Source organism: Actinoplanes sp. NPDC089786 (assembly GCF_040684855.1).
Lineage (GTDB): Bacteria > Actinomycetota > Actinomycetes > Mycobacteriales > Micromonosporaceae > Actinoplanes.
The window spans coordinates 203,474-218,185 of the sequence record NZ_JBFBGU010000009.1 but is presented as its reverse complement, the minus strand read 5'-3'; the positions used below and the strand labels follow the sequence as shown (position 1 = coordinate 218,185).

At 68.7% G+C, this 14,712-nt stretch carries 12 protein-coding genes; 8 read left to right on the top strand and 4 right to left on the bottom strand.

The features are described from left to right. Nucleotides 1–234 precede the first annotated feature (234 nt). Nucleotides 235–1,206, bottom strand: a complete 972-nt coding sequence (locus tag AB0O15_RS25715) for a recombinase family protein (RefSeq protein WP_364323097.1) — start codon at nucleotides 1,204–1,206, stop codon at nucleotides 235–237. 311 nt (nucleotides 1,207–1,517) lie between these two features. Here AB0O15_RS25715 and AB0O15_RS25710 point away from each other — a divergent pair, with 311 nt between their 5' ends. After that, the gene (locus AB0O15_RS25710) at nucleotides 1,518–1,877 is read left to right on the top strand and encodes a response regulator (protein ID WP_364323095.1); all 360 of its coding nucleotides are present in this window, start codon (nucleotides 1,518–1,520) and stop codon (nucleotides 1,875–1,877) included. After that, nucleotides 1,874–3,340 carry an ATPase domain-containing protein gene (locus AB0O15_RS25705; RefSeq protein WP_364323093.1) on the top strand — a complete coding sequence of 489 codons (1,467 nt, stop codon included), beginning with the start codon at nucleotides 1,874–1,876 and terminating at the stop codon, nucleotides 3,338–3,340. The genes AB0O15_RS25710 and AB0O15_RS25705 overlap by 4 nt, the downstream gene beginning before the upstream one ends. A gap of 162 nt (nucleotides 3,341–3,502) precedes the next feature. Here AB0O15_RS25705 and AB0O15_RS25700 read toward each other — a convergent pair whose 3' ends face one another. The 3 genes from AB0O15_RS25700 to AB0O15_RS25690 all read right to left on the bottom strand — a co-directional run bounded on the left by AB0O15_RS25700 (nucleotide 3,503) and on the right by AB0O15_RS25690 (nucleotide 7,841). Next, nucleotides 3,503–5,482 (bottom strand): Tn3 family transposase, encoded by a 1,980-nt coding sequence (locus AB0O15_RS25700; protein WP_364323091.1) that lies wholly within the window; start codon nucleotides 5,480–5,482, stop codon nucleotides 3,503–3,505. Nucleotides 5,483–5,607: 125 nt separating this feature from the next. After that, the gene (locus AB0O15_RS25695) at nucleotides 5,608–6,570 is read right to left on the bottom strand and encodes a DUF4158 domain-containing protein (protein WP_364323089.1); all 963 of its coding nucleotides are present in this window, start codon (nucleotides 6,568–6,570) and stop codon (nucleotides 5,608–5,610) included. 338 nt (nucleotides 6,571–6,908) lie between these two features. Continuing rightward, nucleotides 6,909–7,841, bottom strand: coding sequence for an LD-carboxypeptidase (locus AB0O15_RS25690; protein ID WP_364323086.1), 933 nt, complete (start codon nucleotides 7,839–7,841; stop codon nucleotides 6,909–6,911). Between the two features lie 112 nt (nucleotides 7,842–7,953). Here AB0O15_RS25690 and AB0O15_RS25685 point away from each other — a divergent pair, with 112 nt between their 5' ends. The 6 genes from AB0O15_RS25685 (at nucleotide 7,954) to AB0O15_RS25660 (ending at nucleotide 14,567) form a co-directional block, all read left to right on the top strand. After that, nucleotides 7,954–9,513: an IucA/IucC family protein gene (locus AB0O15_RS25685; RefSeq protein ID WP_364323084.1), complete on the top strand. Its 1,560-nt coding sequence runs from the start codon at nucleotides 7,954–7,956 to the stop codon at nucleotides 9,511–9,513. Further along, nucleotides 9,510–11,084 (top strand): IucA/IucC family protein, encoded by a 1,575-nt coding sequence (locus tag AB0O15_RS25680; protein ID WP_364323081.1) that lies wholly within the window; start codon nucleotides 9,510–9,512, stop codon nucleotides 11,082–11,084. The genes AB0O15_RS25685 and AB0O15_RS25680 overlap by 4 nt, the downstream gene beginning before the upstream one ends. Next, entirely contained in the window at nucleotides 11,077–12,417 is a 1,341-nt protein-coding gene (locus AB0O15_RS25675) for a type III PLP-dependent enzyme (protein WP_364323078.1), read from the top strand. The genes AB0O15_RS25680 and AB0O15_RS25675 overlap by 8 nt, the downstream gene beginning before the upstream one ends. A gap of 353 nt (nucleotides 12,418–12,770) precedes the next feature. Beyond that, nucleotides 12,771–13,067 carry a hypothetical protein gene (locus AB0O15_RS25670; RefSeq protein ID WP_364323076.1) on the top strand — a complete coding sequence of 99 codons (297 nt, stop codon included), beginning with the start codon at nucleotides 12,771–12,773 and terminating at the stop codon, nucleotides 13,065–13,067. A 59-nt stretch (nucleotides 13,068–13,126) separates the two neighbouring features. Further along, nucleotides 13,127–13,711: an HD domain-containing protein gene (locus tag AB0O15_RS25665; RefSeq protein ID WP_364323074.1), complete on the top strand. Its 585-nt coding sequence runs from the start codon at nucleotides 13,127–13,129 to the stop codon at nucleotides 13,709–13,711. Further along, on the top strand, nucleotides 13,689–14,567 hold the full coding sequence (locus AB0O15_RS25660) for a hypothetical protein (protein WP_364323071.1): 879 nt from the start codon (nucleotides 13,689–13,691) through the stop codon (nucleotides 14,565–14,567). Before AB0O15_RS25665 ends, AB0O15_RS25660 begins: the two co-directional genes overlap by 23 nt. Nucleotides 14,568–14,712: the final 145 nt, after the last annotated feature.

Genomic DNA, 14,712 nt, shown 5'->3' with positions numbered 1-14,712 from the left:
GCCACCCCTCTGGGTGGCGTGAATGTAGGCTCTTGGGGACTAACGTTCGGGATAGTCACGCTAAGGGTGATCTTGGGGTTAGCGGACTCTTGGTGACGCCCGGTTGACCTGGCCCAACTGCAGGCCCTGTTCGTGCAGGGCCTGCGCACCCGGCTTCCGATCTACCGATAGCGCCGGCGGCCGGGAAGCTGAGCTCCGCCCGCGCGACGCTGGAGAACCTGCTCCTGCAAGCGCTCACGAAGAGCGGCTTCCGCGGGGCGTCTCTGGTTCGTCGGCCTGTCGGATCCGGGCGGGCTTGGGCCGCAGCGCCACGCCGTCGTCGGAGGTGGCCTGCTGGGCTTCCGCTTCCGCGAAGGCTCGGTAGAGCGAGGCCACAGACGGAGGGCTGCCCGCGTTCTTGCCGGTCTTGATGGTGAGCTTCTTCGCGATGTCCGGGACGGGCACGCCCTTGGCCTTCAACGCGAGGGCGAAGGTGAGCGTGTCGTCGTCGATCACTTTCGGTCGGCCGCCGTGATTGCCCTTGGCGGCTGCTGCGACCTGGCCTTCGAGGGTCTTCTCCCGGATGTAGTTGCGTTCGATCTGCCCGGCGACGGCGAGCACGGCGAAGAACATGGCGCCCATGCCGTTGGGGTCGTAGACGCCGCTGAGCGGGCCGGTGAGAAGTTCGAGCTGGATGCCGCCGGCCTGTAGGTCGCCCGACAGGGTCATCAGCTCGGCCGCGTTGCGGGCGAGGCGCTTGAGTTCGTGGACGGTGACGATCACCGGGGTCTCGGGCGCGGCCTGTTTGAACTGATGGGCCAGCGCGAGCGCTTTCTCCAGCTCGGGCCGGACCTTGACCCGGGTGCTGATCTGCTCGGAGAAGATCTTGTGGCACTCCGCGCGGCGCAGCACTTCGAGCTGACTCGCCAGCTCTTGGCGGGCCGTCGACGTGCGGGCGTACCCGATCCGCACTGCCCGCTCGGTCCGTGGCGCGGGGACCACTGCGAGCCCCGGACCCTGCTTCCACGCCTTGCCGGGTCTGCGGTCGGCGGGCACCGGCACGTCGAGTTCCTCGCGCAGCGCGGGCGCCAGGACGAAGCGTGCGGTGTGGTACTTCGCGGTGGTCTTGCCGCCCCGGGTGCGGCAGGCGCTGCCGACGGGTGCACCGCAGTTCGGGCAGCCGTGCCGTTCGACCGCAAGGGCGGCCCGATCGGGTGTCAGGTTCATGTCCCAAGTCTCTCAAAAGTGTCTCGCACAATGCCGGAGTTCTGAGAGGCCTTTTGCGAATGGCGACCTGCGGAAACGCGGTCACCTCCAGGTCTCTTGCAGAACTCTCGCAACTGAACGTTTGCGAGAGCACCCGACTCCTGCGCCATCGAGCTTTGGATGCTCGGGGCTCTTGGCGAACGGGAAGACTCCCGACCCGCGTCTGACGCGCCACGGCGCGGCGGACCGTAGGTCCGTGGCGGGGCCTTTATGTCGGTATATCCTCGCTGCGGTCGGGGGCTGCGGAGGCTGCTGGGCGAACGGATGGTTCGGTGGGCAGGATTTTGGTGGTCGAGGATGAGCCGGATCTGCGGTTCGTGTTGCGGCGGGTCTTCACGCGTGCCGGTCACGAGGTCACCGAGGCAGGTAACGGTGCCGCCGCTCTGGCCCTGGTGCACGAGTCGCCACCGGATCTGGTGGTCACCGACATCATGATGCCGGTGATGGACGGCGTCGAACTCATCCGGGCGTTGCGGGCCGACCCGGCGACCGCGGCGATTCCGATCCTGTCGGTCAGCGGGGACTGGCAGCTGGCGGCCGACGCCGACGCCGCGCTGGCCAAGCCCTATCGGTCCAAGGAAATACTCGCGGTGGCCGAAGGCCTGCTCCAGGAAGGACGTGGCACGAGGTGAAGCGGCTGTCGACGGGGCTGGCGGACCTGGACCTGATCCTCGGTGGTGGACTGGAACCGGGCTCGGTGATGGTCCTGGCCGGCCCGCCGGGTACGGGTAAGACGATCCTGGCGCAGCAGATCTGTTTCGCCAACGCCACCACCGAGCACAAAGCCGTCTACTACACGACGCTATCGGAGCCGCATTCCAAACTTGTCGAGCACCTACGAGGATTCGAGTTCTTCGACCCTGAGTCGCTGGGGCCGAAGGTCGAGTTCGTGCACCTCGGCGACATGCTGCGCGACACCGTTACGAAAGACCTCGAACCGCTGATCGACGAGGTGGTCCGCAAGGCCTTCGACGACAAGCCGGTGCTGGTGGTGATCGACAGCACCAAGATGCTGCGGGACTTCGTCAGCGACCACGCCCTGCGGATGGCGCTCTACGACCTGACCAGCCGCGTCGCACACAGCGGGGCGGTACTGCTGCTGCTGGGTGAGTACACCCCCAAGGAGATGCGCAGCGGCGTGGAGTTCTCCCTCGCCGACGGCATCATCGAGCTGACGCACAAGGCTCGCGAGCCGATCGACCGGCGGGGCCTGCGGGTGATGAAGATGCGTGCCGCTACCCACCTCGGCGGCACCCACACGGTGCAGATCACCGCCGACGGTTTCCAGGTGTACCCCCGCATCGAGTCGTTCCTGCCGGAAGACGTGCCACCGCAGACCGGACGGATCCCTTCCGGGATCGCCGGCCTGGACGCGTTGATGGGCGGTGGCATGCCGCAAACCGACGCCACCCTGGTCCTCGGACCGTCCGGCGCGGGTAAGACCATCGGCTGTCTCGGCTTCATCGCCGAAGGCCTTACCCGTGGGGAACGGTGTCTCTACATCACCTTCCAGGACACCGCGGACCAGTTGGTCGGCATGGCGGACAAGTTCGGGTGGGACTTCGACACCGCCCGCACCGACGGCCAGCTGGTGATCTCGCACGTGCCAATGGGTAACCTCGACCTCGACGTGCTGGCCTCCGTGATCCGCCACGGCCTCGCCGACGGCACGACCAGCCGGATCGTGATCGACAGCCTGGCCGAAATGGTCCACGCGGCGCGGGAGGCCAACCGGTTCCCCGCCTACCTGCGCAGCCTCGTCGGGATCGTCCGGGCCGCCGGCGCCTCCCTCTGGGTCACCAGCGAGACCCGGACGTTCGGACCGCTGCAGGACCCCCTGGACGGGCTCATGTTCCTGTTCCACAACGTGATCCAGCTGCGCTACATCGAGCACCACGCCGACATCGGCCGGGTCCTCAACGTCCTGAAGATGCGCAACAGCCGCCACGACAACGCCATGTACGCCTGCCACCTCACCGACGACGGCATCACCGTCGGCGACCGGCTCGAAGGACTCACCGGCATGCTCGGCTGGAGCGTCCTGCGCGACGGCCCACCCACCCCAGGACACGACCAGACCAGAGCACTGCACTGAACTGAACGTTGCCTCGTGTCGACGCCGGCGCCCCGTCACGGACAACTCGTAGGGTGACCCCCGCGATACGTCGGCGTCACGTGAGGTCAAGCAAGTAACAGCGACCGTGGCTGGTTAAGCCCCAGCAGCGGTGAGCGGGCAGCCGTCGCGGCCAGGGCCCGATCAGTCCCGCTCGTCGGGGTCACGCTGGTCGGGATCGCGTAGCGGCCGCCAGGAGCCGCCGAGGTCCGGCAGCCGAAACGAGTAGTGGCCATGGACGTTGATGCGCCGGCGCGTGTACGCCGACAGCCGGGCCACGTCGGCATCGAGGACCGGGTAGCCCTGCCCGCGCAGCTCGCCCAACGCCCGGTCCAGAAAGGCGGTATTCCACAAAGTCACGCAGTTCAACACGAGCCCGAGCCCGCCGAGTTGATTCTCCTGCCCGTCTCTGTACGCCCGGTACACCTCGCCCTTGCGGCCGTGGAACAGGTGCCGGCCGAGTTCGTGGCGGCCCTCGTTGAGGTTGCGCATCCCCTTCATCTCCCGCCGATAGGCAGGGTCATCAGTGAAGGTAAGCACGTGCCGGGTCTTGAAGATCCGCCCATACATGCCGAACGCCTCACCGAGCTGGGTCGGCCGTCCGTCGCGTTGCAGCATGCGGATCACGTCATGGGCCGAGACGGTGCGGGTGTGGATCGAGCAGATGATCCGCAGGATGTCCCGCCAGTGCCGGGTGATCTTCTCCAGGTCGATCTGCCCGCGGGCGGCCCTGTTCAGCAGCGCGTAGTCGGCGCCCCGGTTGATCCGCCACAGCTTCGCGTCGGGCAGGTCGGCCAGCACCGGCCGGTAGTCGAACCCGAGCAGGGTGACGATGCCGAACACGATGTCGGAGTACGACCCCTGGTCGGTGATCAACACCTCCGGGCGGCGGTCGCTGTCGGGGTTGAACACCAGGTCCACGAAGTGCAGGGTGTCCTTCGGCGTGCCGGAGATGACCCGCCCGGCCAGCCCGATCCGCTGATCGGGGATCCTGTTGAGCCAGGTCACGCCCTTCTTCCGGGCGAAGTACTTCGGGTTGCGCCGGGCGTCGATGCTACGCACCGGCACCACGAACCGGACCCCGTCGACCGCGGCGACCAGCCCACCTCCCCACGCCTGCGCCAGCCCGATGTCAGCCTGTGCGTCGATGAGGACCGCGTTGGCCGCGGCGTAGGTGTCCGGGCGCAGGTAGTGCTGGTCCACGTGAGCCAGCCGGCCACGGGTCAGCGCCGGGATCGCCTCGTCGATCACCGGCGACAGGCCCACGTTGAGCGAGTGCGCCGTCAGCAGCGCCGCCACCGAGACGTTCAGGTCCGCCAGCCGGGCCCGGCCGCCGGTCACCGACGTGAACGCCGCCGCCAGGCCGGGGTGCCAGCTCATCACCTCCAGGATCAGCTCCGACAGGTCGGCCCGCGGGATCATGTCCTCCAGGCGTTTACGCAGATCGGTCAGGCTCGGCGGGTCCTCCAGGGCGGCGTCCTTACCCAAGTGCAGCCGCCCGTCGGCGTCCACAGTGAGGCTCTCGTTGCCGTCCAGGCCCGCCACCGTGGCCCGCCACGCGTCATCCAGCTCCACGGCATGGGCCTCCAGCAGTTGCTCGGGATCCTCCGGCAGCAGCAGCGCCGACAGGACCGGGCCTTTCACCGCGTCCCACGCGTCGTCGGCCAGCAGCCGCGCCCGCGGGTCGGCGAACCGGTCGGACACCCGGGCGAAGATGTCGCGACGTTTCAGCCCGGTGTGGAACAGCTCCAGCACGCAGAACACGTAGGCGTTGCGATCCACGCACCCATCAGGCCGCCCCTTCGGGAACACCAGCTGGTTCCACCAGCCCCGCGGCACCAGGCCGATGTCGACCTTCCGGGCGTCCAGCCACCCCTTGGGCACCCGGACCGTGTCGCCGGCGTCGATCAGCGCCGGCAGGTCCCGCATCGCGTTGACCACCCGCACCGCCTCGGCGGTCGCCCCGAAACTGACCACCTGGCACAACAACCGCACGAACCCGCGCACCGTGTTGAACCGCTCCACCACCTGCGCCCGCCACTCACCGTCTGGCGCGGCGTCGGTGGGCGGGAGAAACTCCTTTACCGACTCCATCGCGGTACGCAGCTTCGCCCGCGACCCCACCGCTGTCTCGATTGCGTCCCACACTACGGCGAGGGGCACAGCCTCGCCCCAGGTCTCCGCCTCGAACAGCACCGCAATCGCCGCCGACAGCACCCCGGCATACCGGGCCTGCCCGTGCGAACGCTTCAGCTTCTCCTTGTCCGAGCTGCGCCCGCCCGCCCGATCAGCTCACCGGCCATGAACACGTCGAACAGTTCCAGCGCGTCATCGGTCGCGGTGACCTCCAGCCACCGCACCGTCGCCAGCAACGTCGCGATCTGCCGGTGATACGTCAACGCCGCCAGCTTCGGCGCCTTCGCCTCGAAACCCATCCGGGCCAGCTCGATCAACCGGCGCGTCGGCACACCAGTGCCGGCTACGTCCACCGAGCCCAGGTGCAGCCCCGCGATCTGCGCCACCCGGTCCAGAGACTTCACCAGGCCCCGCCCGGTCGGGTTGGTCGGCCCACGCCGCCACAAATCCAACTGCGACCGGCGCTGACCCTCCGGCACCCGCAGGATCTGCTCCAGGTCACCGGCCTGCTCCGCGGTGGCCACCCCCGCCAGCGCCGCGTACAACCGGGTCTCGGCCGCCTTCCGGGCACCGGCCACGTCATCACGCAGCATCGTCACCCCGGGCAGTAACACCAGCTCGGCCCGCAACCGGGCCACCGCCGAGTAGAACAACGCCTTGGGCCCGTCCCCGGTGGCCCACGCCTGATCACCCACCCACGCCAGGAGCCCATCCTTCGCCGACGGGTACGAGCGGTACCCGTACACCTCGCAGATCTCCGCCTGATGCTCGAACCGGGTCGGCTTCCGCTCCAGATACGCCTTCACGCACGACGGGTCGGCGACCTTGATCTGCGAGGCCACGTAGTCGACCACCACGCCCGGCACATCGAGCGGATCCTCCAGAAACCGGCCCAGATGACGAACCGTCACCAGCTGAAGACTGAAACCCAATCGGTTGTGATCACCGCGCTTGGACGCGACCAGGTCCCGGTCCGCGTCGTCCAGGAAGAAGAACCGCTCAAGGACCGCCCGCTCAGGCGGGCCGGTGAACCGGCCGTAGACTGCCTCTTCGGCGGAAGTCAGAAAACTTCTCACGCCACATCAACGATCACCACTATCGATGGTTATCGCTTGATCTTGGTTAGCGTGACTTTCCCGAACGTTAGTCCCCAAGCGCCAATGTAGCGCGCGAATGTGACGTTGTTTGTCGTTGTCCACAGGGCACTTCGCGCCCTGGTCACAGCACCGTCACGGAGGTCCGGCGCCCGCCGGACGCTGATCCACGGCGGCTTCCGGGACACCGAGCCGCCGCCGTGGCCGACGTCGTGCCGGCGAGCCCGGAGACCGCGACCAAAGCGGACGAATCGCCGAGCCCAGCCGTGAGGTCGGCAATGACAGGGCGATGAATCGGATCCCGTGCCGGGAAGTGGGGGCTAGGCCGTTGCCGGCTCGACGGTCAGGGTGCCGGCGTCGGCGTCGAGGACCGCGGGGACGCCCAGGCCGACCGCCACCTGCTGTGCGCCGTGGCCGATCGGCAGGCCGCCCAGCACGGGCACCCCGAGCGAGCACAACTCCTCGGCCAGCACATCGGCGACGGACGGCTCGGCGTAGCCCGGTTCGCCACAGTCGGTGAACTGGCCGACCGCCACACCGGCCAGGTTGTCGAGCCAGCCCGCCCGCTTCAGCTGCACCAGGGAGCGGTCGACCCGGTACGGTTCCTCGTTCACGTCCTCGAGCAGCAGGATCGCCCCGGTCAGGTCGGGGCGGTGGCGGGCGCCGGCGCCGGTGGCCAGCAGGGTCAGGTTGCCGCCGAGCAGGATGCCGGTCGCCCGCCCGGGCGTGCGCACCCCGAACGTGCCCTCCGCCTCGTCGGCGGCCACCGCGGCCGGCGCACCCTCCAGCAGCAGCGAGCGGGCGCTCGACGCCGTCCGGTTGTTCAGTCCCCGGGCCAGGGAAGACGCGGTCGGTCCGTGTACGGTCGCCAGCCCGGCCTCGCACCACAGGGCCACGTGCAGGGCCGTGATGTCGGAGAAGCCCATCACCAGCTTCGGGTCGGCGCGCACCGCCTCGACGTCGACGCCGTCGACGATGCGCTGCATGCCGTAGCCGCCGCGCACGCAGATGACCGCCCGCACCTCGGGATCGCGCAGGGCGGTGTTGAGGTCGGCCAGGCGCTGCTCGTCCGTGCCGGCCAGGTAGCTGTGCCGGCGGCCCAGCGCGTGCTCGCCCAGCCGTACCCGCAGACCCCAGCCGGACAACACCTGCACCGCGACCTCGACGACGGCCGGGTCGGCCGCGCCGGACGGCGACACCAGCTCAACCAGATCGCCCTCGCGCAGCCGCGCCGGCCGTACCGCATCACCCATCCCCGCAGACTCGCACATCGGGTCACGCGGCCGTGACCCGATGTCGACGGGCGCACACCCTGTAGACCGTCCTAGGATGTTAGTGGGTGCGCGGGTTAGGAGAATGGATGACGTGGTTCAGCCCCCCACGCCCATCCCCGATGTGGCGCAGACCCGCTCCGAGCTTCGGCGCTCCCGCCCTGAGCTGCTGGAACGCTTCGACGCCGCGGTCGACGGGGCCAACGCCGCGATCCTCGGCCGCCTGCTGGGGGCCCTGCGCCGCGAACCCCTCCCCTCCCTCGTGGACCGTGGCCCGCACCCCGGAAACGGTCTCTTCCGGGCGATCTTCGCCGACGGCCGGACCGTGATCTTCCCCACGGCGGCCGCCGAGCCCTTCGCCGACCGGCCCGGCACCACCGCGGACGTGGACGGCGTGCCGATCCGCGAGCCGGGCGACCTGGCGCGGCGGCTGTGGCCGGGGGCGGCGCTGGCGGCCGAGCTGGACAACAGCGTCGCCAACCTGGCGCTGGCCATCGCCGCGCAACCCACCGGCGGCGACCCCACCACGCTGCGGGACGCCGAGGGCAACCCGGACGGCCTGGGCCGGCTCGAACAACTCGTCGTGGACGGGCACCCGCTGCACCCCTGCTGCCGCACCCGCGAAGGCATGACCACCACCGACGTCCTCATGTACGGGCCGGAGCACCACGTCACCGTCCGGCTGCGGAAACTGGCCGTCCCGCCGGACCGCTGGCGTGGCGACGGGCCGCCCGTGCTGCTCGCCCACCCGTGGCAGGCCGAACGGCTCCGGGCCGAACACCCGTGGCTCGGCGACGCCGGCGAGACCGGGCCGATGCGACCGCTGATGTCCCTGCGCACCTTCGCGCCGACGGACGGCGGCTCCCACGTCAAGACCGCTGTGGACGTACGCATGACCTCCGCCGTACGCACCGTCTCCGCCGCCGCCGTCCACAACGGCCCGCGCCTGTCCGCCCTGCTCACCGACCTCGCCCGCGACCTGCCCACGCTGCACGTGCTGCGGGAGACCGCGACCGGGCAGGTGATGGCCCAGCGCCGGATGGCCCACCTGATCCGGGAGGCGCCGCGACCACACGCCGACGAGGCCGTGGTGCCGCTGGGCGCGCTCGGCGCCGGCACGCCCCCGCTGATCGTGCAGGCGGTGACCCGGGCGGGCGGAGACCCGTACACCTGGCTCGACGCTCTGGCCACGATCTGGCTGCCGCCGCTGACACACCTGCTGGACCGCGGCGTCGCGCTCGAGGCGCACGGGCAGAACACGCTGGTCGGGCTGCGGAGCGGGCGGCCGGCGCGGGTGTTCTACCGGGACTTCGGCGGGGTGCGGGTGAGCCCCGCGCGGCTGCGGACGGGGCCGGAGCTGATCGGCGACCTGCCCTGCGACGACCCAGGCGAGCTGCGGGCCAAGGTGGCCGCGGCGGCGCTCGGCACCGTGGCCTACCAGCTGGTCACGCTGCTGGAACGACACCTGGCGGCCGACCCGGAGCGGCTGTGGGAGATCATCTCGGACGCGATCCGGGGCAGCCGGACCGCCGACGCGGACAAACTGCTGACCGAGCCGCTGCCGATCAAGGCGACCACCGCGATGCGGCTCGCCGCCGAACCGCTCGACGACCTGTGGTGCCACCTCGACAACCCGATGGCGGGAGCCCGATGACGCACAGCCTGACCGAGGGACGGCTCGCCGTCGCCGCCTGGCACGCCGAGGCCGCGCTGGCCGTACACGCGCCGGCACTGGTGAGCGGGTTCACCGCGGCGCTGCCCGCGGCGGCCGGCATCGTCGGGCGCAAGCTGCGCGGCGCGCTGGTGCGGGAGGACATCGGCGACGCGCGGGCCCGGCACGCCGGGCAGGGTGTCGCGTACGGGTTCGACCGGGTCGAGTTCGCCGAGGCCGGCGCCGACGACCCGGTCGACCTGCTGGCCGGGCTGGACGCGCCGGGCTTCGCGGCCGAACTGCGCAACGCGGTGGTCAACCTGGCCGTCGCCATGGCCCGCCCGTCCGCTGCTGAGGAGAGCGACCCCGACGCGGCGGCCATCGCGCTGGAACGGCTGGCCGTGGCCGGGCACAACCTGCACCCGTGCGGGCGTACCCGGCTGGGCTGGGACACCACCGACGTGCTCGCCTACGACCTCGAGGCCGGCGCCACCGAGATCGGCTTCGTGGCCGTCCGGGACGACGGGCACCTCGGCGACGACCTGGGCGCGGCGCTGCTCCAGGCATACCCGCACCTGCCCGAGGCCCCGCCCGGCTACCGCCTCCAGCCGGTCCACCCGTGGCAGCGCGACACGGTCCTGCCCGAGCGGTACGCCGACCTGATCCGGGCCGGCGCGCTGCGGATCCTCGACGCCACCATCGAGGCCACCCCGACCGCCGCCCTGCGTACCCTCCTGCTTCCCCCCGGCGTCGACGGCCGCCGCCGCTACCTCAAGGTGTCCCTGGACATCCAGGTCACGTCGACCCGCCGCAGCATCAGCGTCGCCAGCACCCGCAACGGCCCCGCCGTGTCGGCCCTGCTGCACCGGCTGGCCGCCGGCGAACCGAGCCTCATCCTGCTCGCCGAGACGGCCGGCGCCGCCGTCCCCGCGGGCTCCGGCCGCGACATGTCGGCCATCCTGCGCGACGGCCTCACCGGACGCCTGGCCGACGGCGAGGTCGCCATCCCCGGCGGCGCGATCCCCGCCAAGCTGCCCCACCTGCTCGCCGCCTACGGCCGGTCCCCGCTGGACTGGCTGTCCGCGTACGCCAACCTGCTTCTGCCCCCGCTGTTGCGCTGGACCGCGCTCGGCGTGGCGTTCGAGGCCCACCTGCAGAACTGCCTGCCCACCTTCGTCGCCGGTGCCCCCACCCGGCTGGTGCTGCGCGACTTCGCCGGGCTGCGCCTGCACCTGCCCCGCCTGGCCGCCGCCGGGCCCACCCTGCACCCGTGGCCCGGCTCGGTCATCGGCACCGACGACGAGGCGGTGCTGCGCGCCAAGATCGGCTACACCGCGCTGCAGGCCCACCTGGGCGAGCTGATCATCCACCTGGGCGTCGATGAGGCAAGCGCCTGGCAGGTCGTCCGGCGGGTGGTCGACGAGACCTACGACCAGCTGGGCTCCTCGCCCGCGGCGCGGCGGGACCACGCCGCGTTCACCGCTCCCACCGTCCCGCACAAGGCCCTGGTCCGGATGCGTCTGACCGGTGGCGGCGACGCCTACATCCCCGTACGGAACCCGCTGCATGCCTGAGCGCGTCCTCGCGGCCGTCCGCGCGCTGCGCCGGCCACGCTGCGGCTACATCTACGACCTGAGCGTGCTGCGGGCCCGCGCGGGTCGGTTGCGCTCGGCGCTTCCCCAGGCCACGCTGCTGTACGCCGTGAAGGCCAACAGCCATCCGGCCGTGGTCCGCACGCTGGCCTCCGCCCTGGACGGGGTGGATGCGGCATCGTCGGGCGAGCTGGACCTCGCCCTCTCCGTGGGCGCGCGGCGGGTGGTGGTGAGCGGGCCGGCCAAGACCGACGACCTGCTTGCGGCGGCTTCCCGGGCGGGCGCTCTGATCAACGTGGAGAGCGCCCAGGAGCTGCGGCGGGTCCCTGGCGGGGCGTCGGTGGCCATTCGGGTCAACCGGGCCGGCGGTGGGCTCTCCGGCAGCCACGCCATGGCCGGGGTCCCGACCCAGTTCGGCGTGGACCCGTCAGAATTGGGGTCTCTGCTGTGGCTCGCCCAGTCTCGTGAGGTTGATGTTCGGGGGTTTCACCTGCACACGGTCTCCAACAACCTGGACGCGGCGGCGCATGCAGCCTTCATCCGCTCCTCCCTGGAGTGGTCGGTGGCTACCGCGGACGAGCACCGGCTGGACCTGCGCGTCGTCAATGTGGGCGGCGGGCTGGGCGTCGACTACACCGGTGACCAGGTGTTCGACCTGTCCGTGCTCGCCGGCGCGCTGACCGGGCCGGCGGCCGGCTCCACGCCTGTGGACAACGCCGCGGAACTGTCAGAGGCGCGCGCTATATTTCCGCCCACCCACAGGGGCGGGGGAGGTGGCGGCGGCGACGTCGCGCGCGATTTCGATCTTGACTTCGACACGTCATCGCCGCCCGACGCTGTCGCACTGCCCAGCGGCGTCGAGCTGCCCCGCGGCGTCGAGCTGCCCCGCGGCGTCGAGCTGCCCCGCGGCATCGAGTTGATCCTCGAGCCGGGACGCTTCCTCGCGGCCGACGCCGGCTGGTACGCCGCCGAGGTCACCGACCTCAAGCAGACCCAGGGCCGCTGGTTCGCCGTGCTCCGCGGCGGCACCCACCACTTCCGCCTGCCCGCCGCCTGGGGCTACAGCCACCCCTTCACGGTCGTCCCGATCGACGAGTGGCCCTATGACTGGCCGCGCCCTTCGGTCTCCGACGTCGCGCTCGACGTGGCCGGCGAACTCTGCACGCCCCGCGACATCCTCGCCCGCGACGCCCACGTCACCCACCTCCGCATCGGCGACGTGCTGCTGTTCCCCCGGGCCGGCGCCTACGGCTGGGACATCTCCCACCATGACTTCCTCCGCCACGAACACCCGGAGTTCGTCATCCTCACGTAGGGCTTTCTCGTTCGTCATGGTCACAAACCTCTTGGGACCGGCAGCAAAGTAAAACAATGAAACACGAACCTCGACGGCCCCGTGAGTAACTATTCTCTCTCGCGTAAGCAGCCAACTGGATGATCATACGAACCCTGCCATCGGCTAGCCTGCTTGGGCGCCTTCCCCCGGAGGTGCCGGCGCTGAGGTGCTGTAACTTACGATATCAGTGAGAAGAAGAGTGACTCAGATCCCCTTTTGGCATATTTCCATACTGGTCTCTTTTTCCCGCATCAATGAAGATCCGCCGGTAACTTCATACTCGACCGAGTCGCGCTATGCATTCTGAATGGCGCGAACCGTCGGACCATGACGTGGACCGTTCCTTCGGCGAGATTGCTGCCGAATTTGAGAGGCGGGAACCGATGCTACCTCTGAGCGATGTGAGCCTTCTTGAGGAAGACGAGGCGATCGACTGTATCGGCGACACCATTATTGCCGTGTTGAGCGGTGCCGGCGGTGGCCTCCGGCTGCACGATCTCCTACTCGGCGTGACAGCGCGGACCGGGGTCAGCGAGGATGATGTGCGCGTTGCTCTGGCTCGGTTGACAGGACGACAGGTAGCGCCGGGAACCGGTTCTTGGATCGAGCTGGCAAGCAGTGACCTGTAGCGATGAGCACGAGCCCGGCTAGGGCCGTCGCGCCTTCATCCTCAGACGAGGTGGCGCGAATGCAGGCGAGCCGTGAAAAGAGGCGCTATCCAGGCTCTACGAAAGAAGGGTCTGAAAGTCGATCTCAATCTCGACGTGATCGAGATCGCATACTTTATGCCACCAGCTGGCTGCGGCTCGGGCGGGTAACGCAGGTTGTTTCGTCAAATGACGGTGGCGCTCTGCTGAACAACAGAATGAGCCATTCGCTCCGCGTCGCGCAAGTGGCGCGCAGCATCGCGGAGCAGATTATTGGTGATGTCGCCGGCCAAGAGTTGGCCTTGGCTCTAGGCGGGGTGGACCCGGACGTGGTGGAGGCCGCCTCTTTGGCCCATGATCTGGGCCATGCGCCATTCGGACACATTGGCGAACAGGTGCTCGATGATGTCGCGAGAACCGTCTTGAATCTGCCTGATGGCTTCGAGGGCAACGCGCAGACCATCCGCATCGCGACCAAACTGGAGAAGCGCAGCATTGGCTACGACGGAATGAATTTCACCGCCGCGACCAGAGCTGCACTGATGAAATACCCATGGAAGCGGTACCGGCAATACGGACAAGAACGAGGACTCCCCCGCCCAGGTGCTCAAGTCCAAGAAATTTAGTGTCTACAAAGCCGAAATTGACGAGTTAGAACATGCCAGAGAGTTTCTCCCTCCCGGTTTTCCGGACGACGTACAGACTCTCGAATCTTCGATCATGGACATCGCAGACGACATTACATATGCCGTTCATGACCTCGAAGACTTCTATCATGCAAACCTACTTGACATGAGTCAAATAGAAGGGCATCTCAAGTACGCTCGGCAAAAGTCTGATCCTAGCGGTCAATCTCCGTTCGAAAGACTTTGGCGAGATCTGGATTCAGGCTATCCGGGCTACTTCGATGAGACTCTGTACAAATCTGCGCTGGAAGAGGTCTCCGCAACTCTCCAGCGTGGCTTCCCGACGGAACGGGGGCGATCATCTTCCGACAACAACGGCTTACCTGCGACCTCAGCACGCGATCATTGCTCGGCGCTGATCAACCGATACGTCAATTCCGTCGAGATCCGGAAAGAACGGTTCTGGGCTACCGGCCCGTTCATCGCCCTCCAAAGCGAAAAATGGCACGAGATTCAGGTTCTGAAACAGATCACCCGCGGTTACATTATCGAGCGGTCTGACGTTGCCATGATGCAACGTGGTCAACAGAACCTTTTGCGCAAGCTCGTACTGCTTCTCCACGAGTGGTCTATTCAGGACCGAGATCGTTTGCCTTTTACATTGAGGCAGGAGATGGCACTCGCTGAATCACAGATGGCTAGAGGCAGAGGAGCCCAGAGAAAGCCATGGCGTGGCGCTCCGGAGAGATGCATCCTCGACTACCTGTGCAGCCTTGGTGATGAGCAGTGCAACCATCTCCACCGCGTACTCACCGGATCCCACTCTCCTGCGATTGCATTGGCGTTCAATTCGTGATTTTGGCCGCGCCGGCTGCGTGTGGCGGATGCCAACGCGGTAAGACGGCGAGGAACCTCGCCAGTGCGCTGGGTGAAGTCTGTCGCCTGCGGTGGTCTCACTCTAGAACGACACAGAGCTTTCATCCTCGACGACGGGTCCTCTA

Excerpts from the sequence above, each read along its gene's own strand:
- AB0O15_RS25715 (WP_364323097.1), bottom strand. The coding sequence starts at position 1,206 with ATGAACCTGACACCCGATCGGGCCGCCCTTGCGGTCGAACGGCACGGC.
- AB0O15_RS25690 (WP_364323086.1), bottom strand. The coding sequence starts at position 7,841 with ATGGGTGATGCGGTACGGCCGGCGCGGCTGCGCGAGGGCGATCTGGTT.
- AB0O15_RS25680 (WP_364323081.1), top strand. The coding sequence starts at position 9,510 with ATGACGCACAGCCTGACCGAGGGACGGCTCGCCGTCGCCGCCTGGCAC.
- AB0O15_RS25675 (WP_364323078.1), top strand. The coding sequence starts at position 11,077 with ATGCCTGAGCGCGTCCTCGCGGCCGTCCGCGCGCTGCGCCGGCCACGC.
- AB0O15_RS25665 (WP_364323074.1), top strand. The coding sequence starts at position 13,127 with ATGCAGGCGAGCCGTGAAAAGAGGCGCTATCCAGGCTCTACGAAAGAA.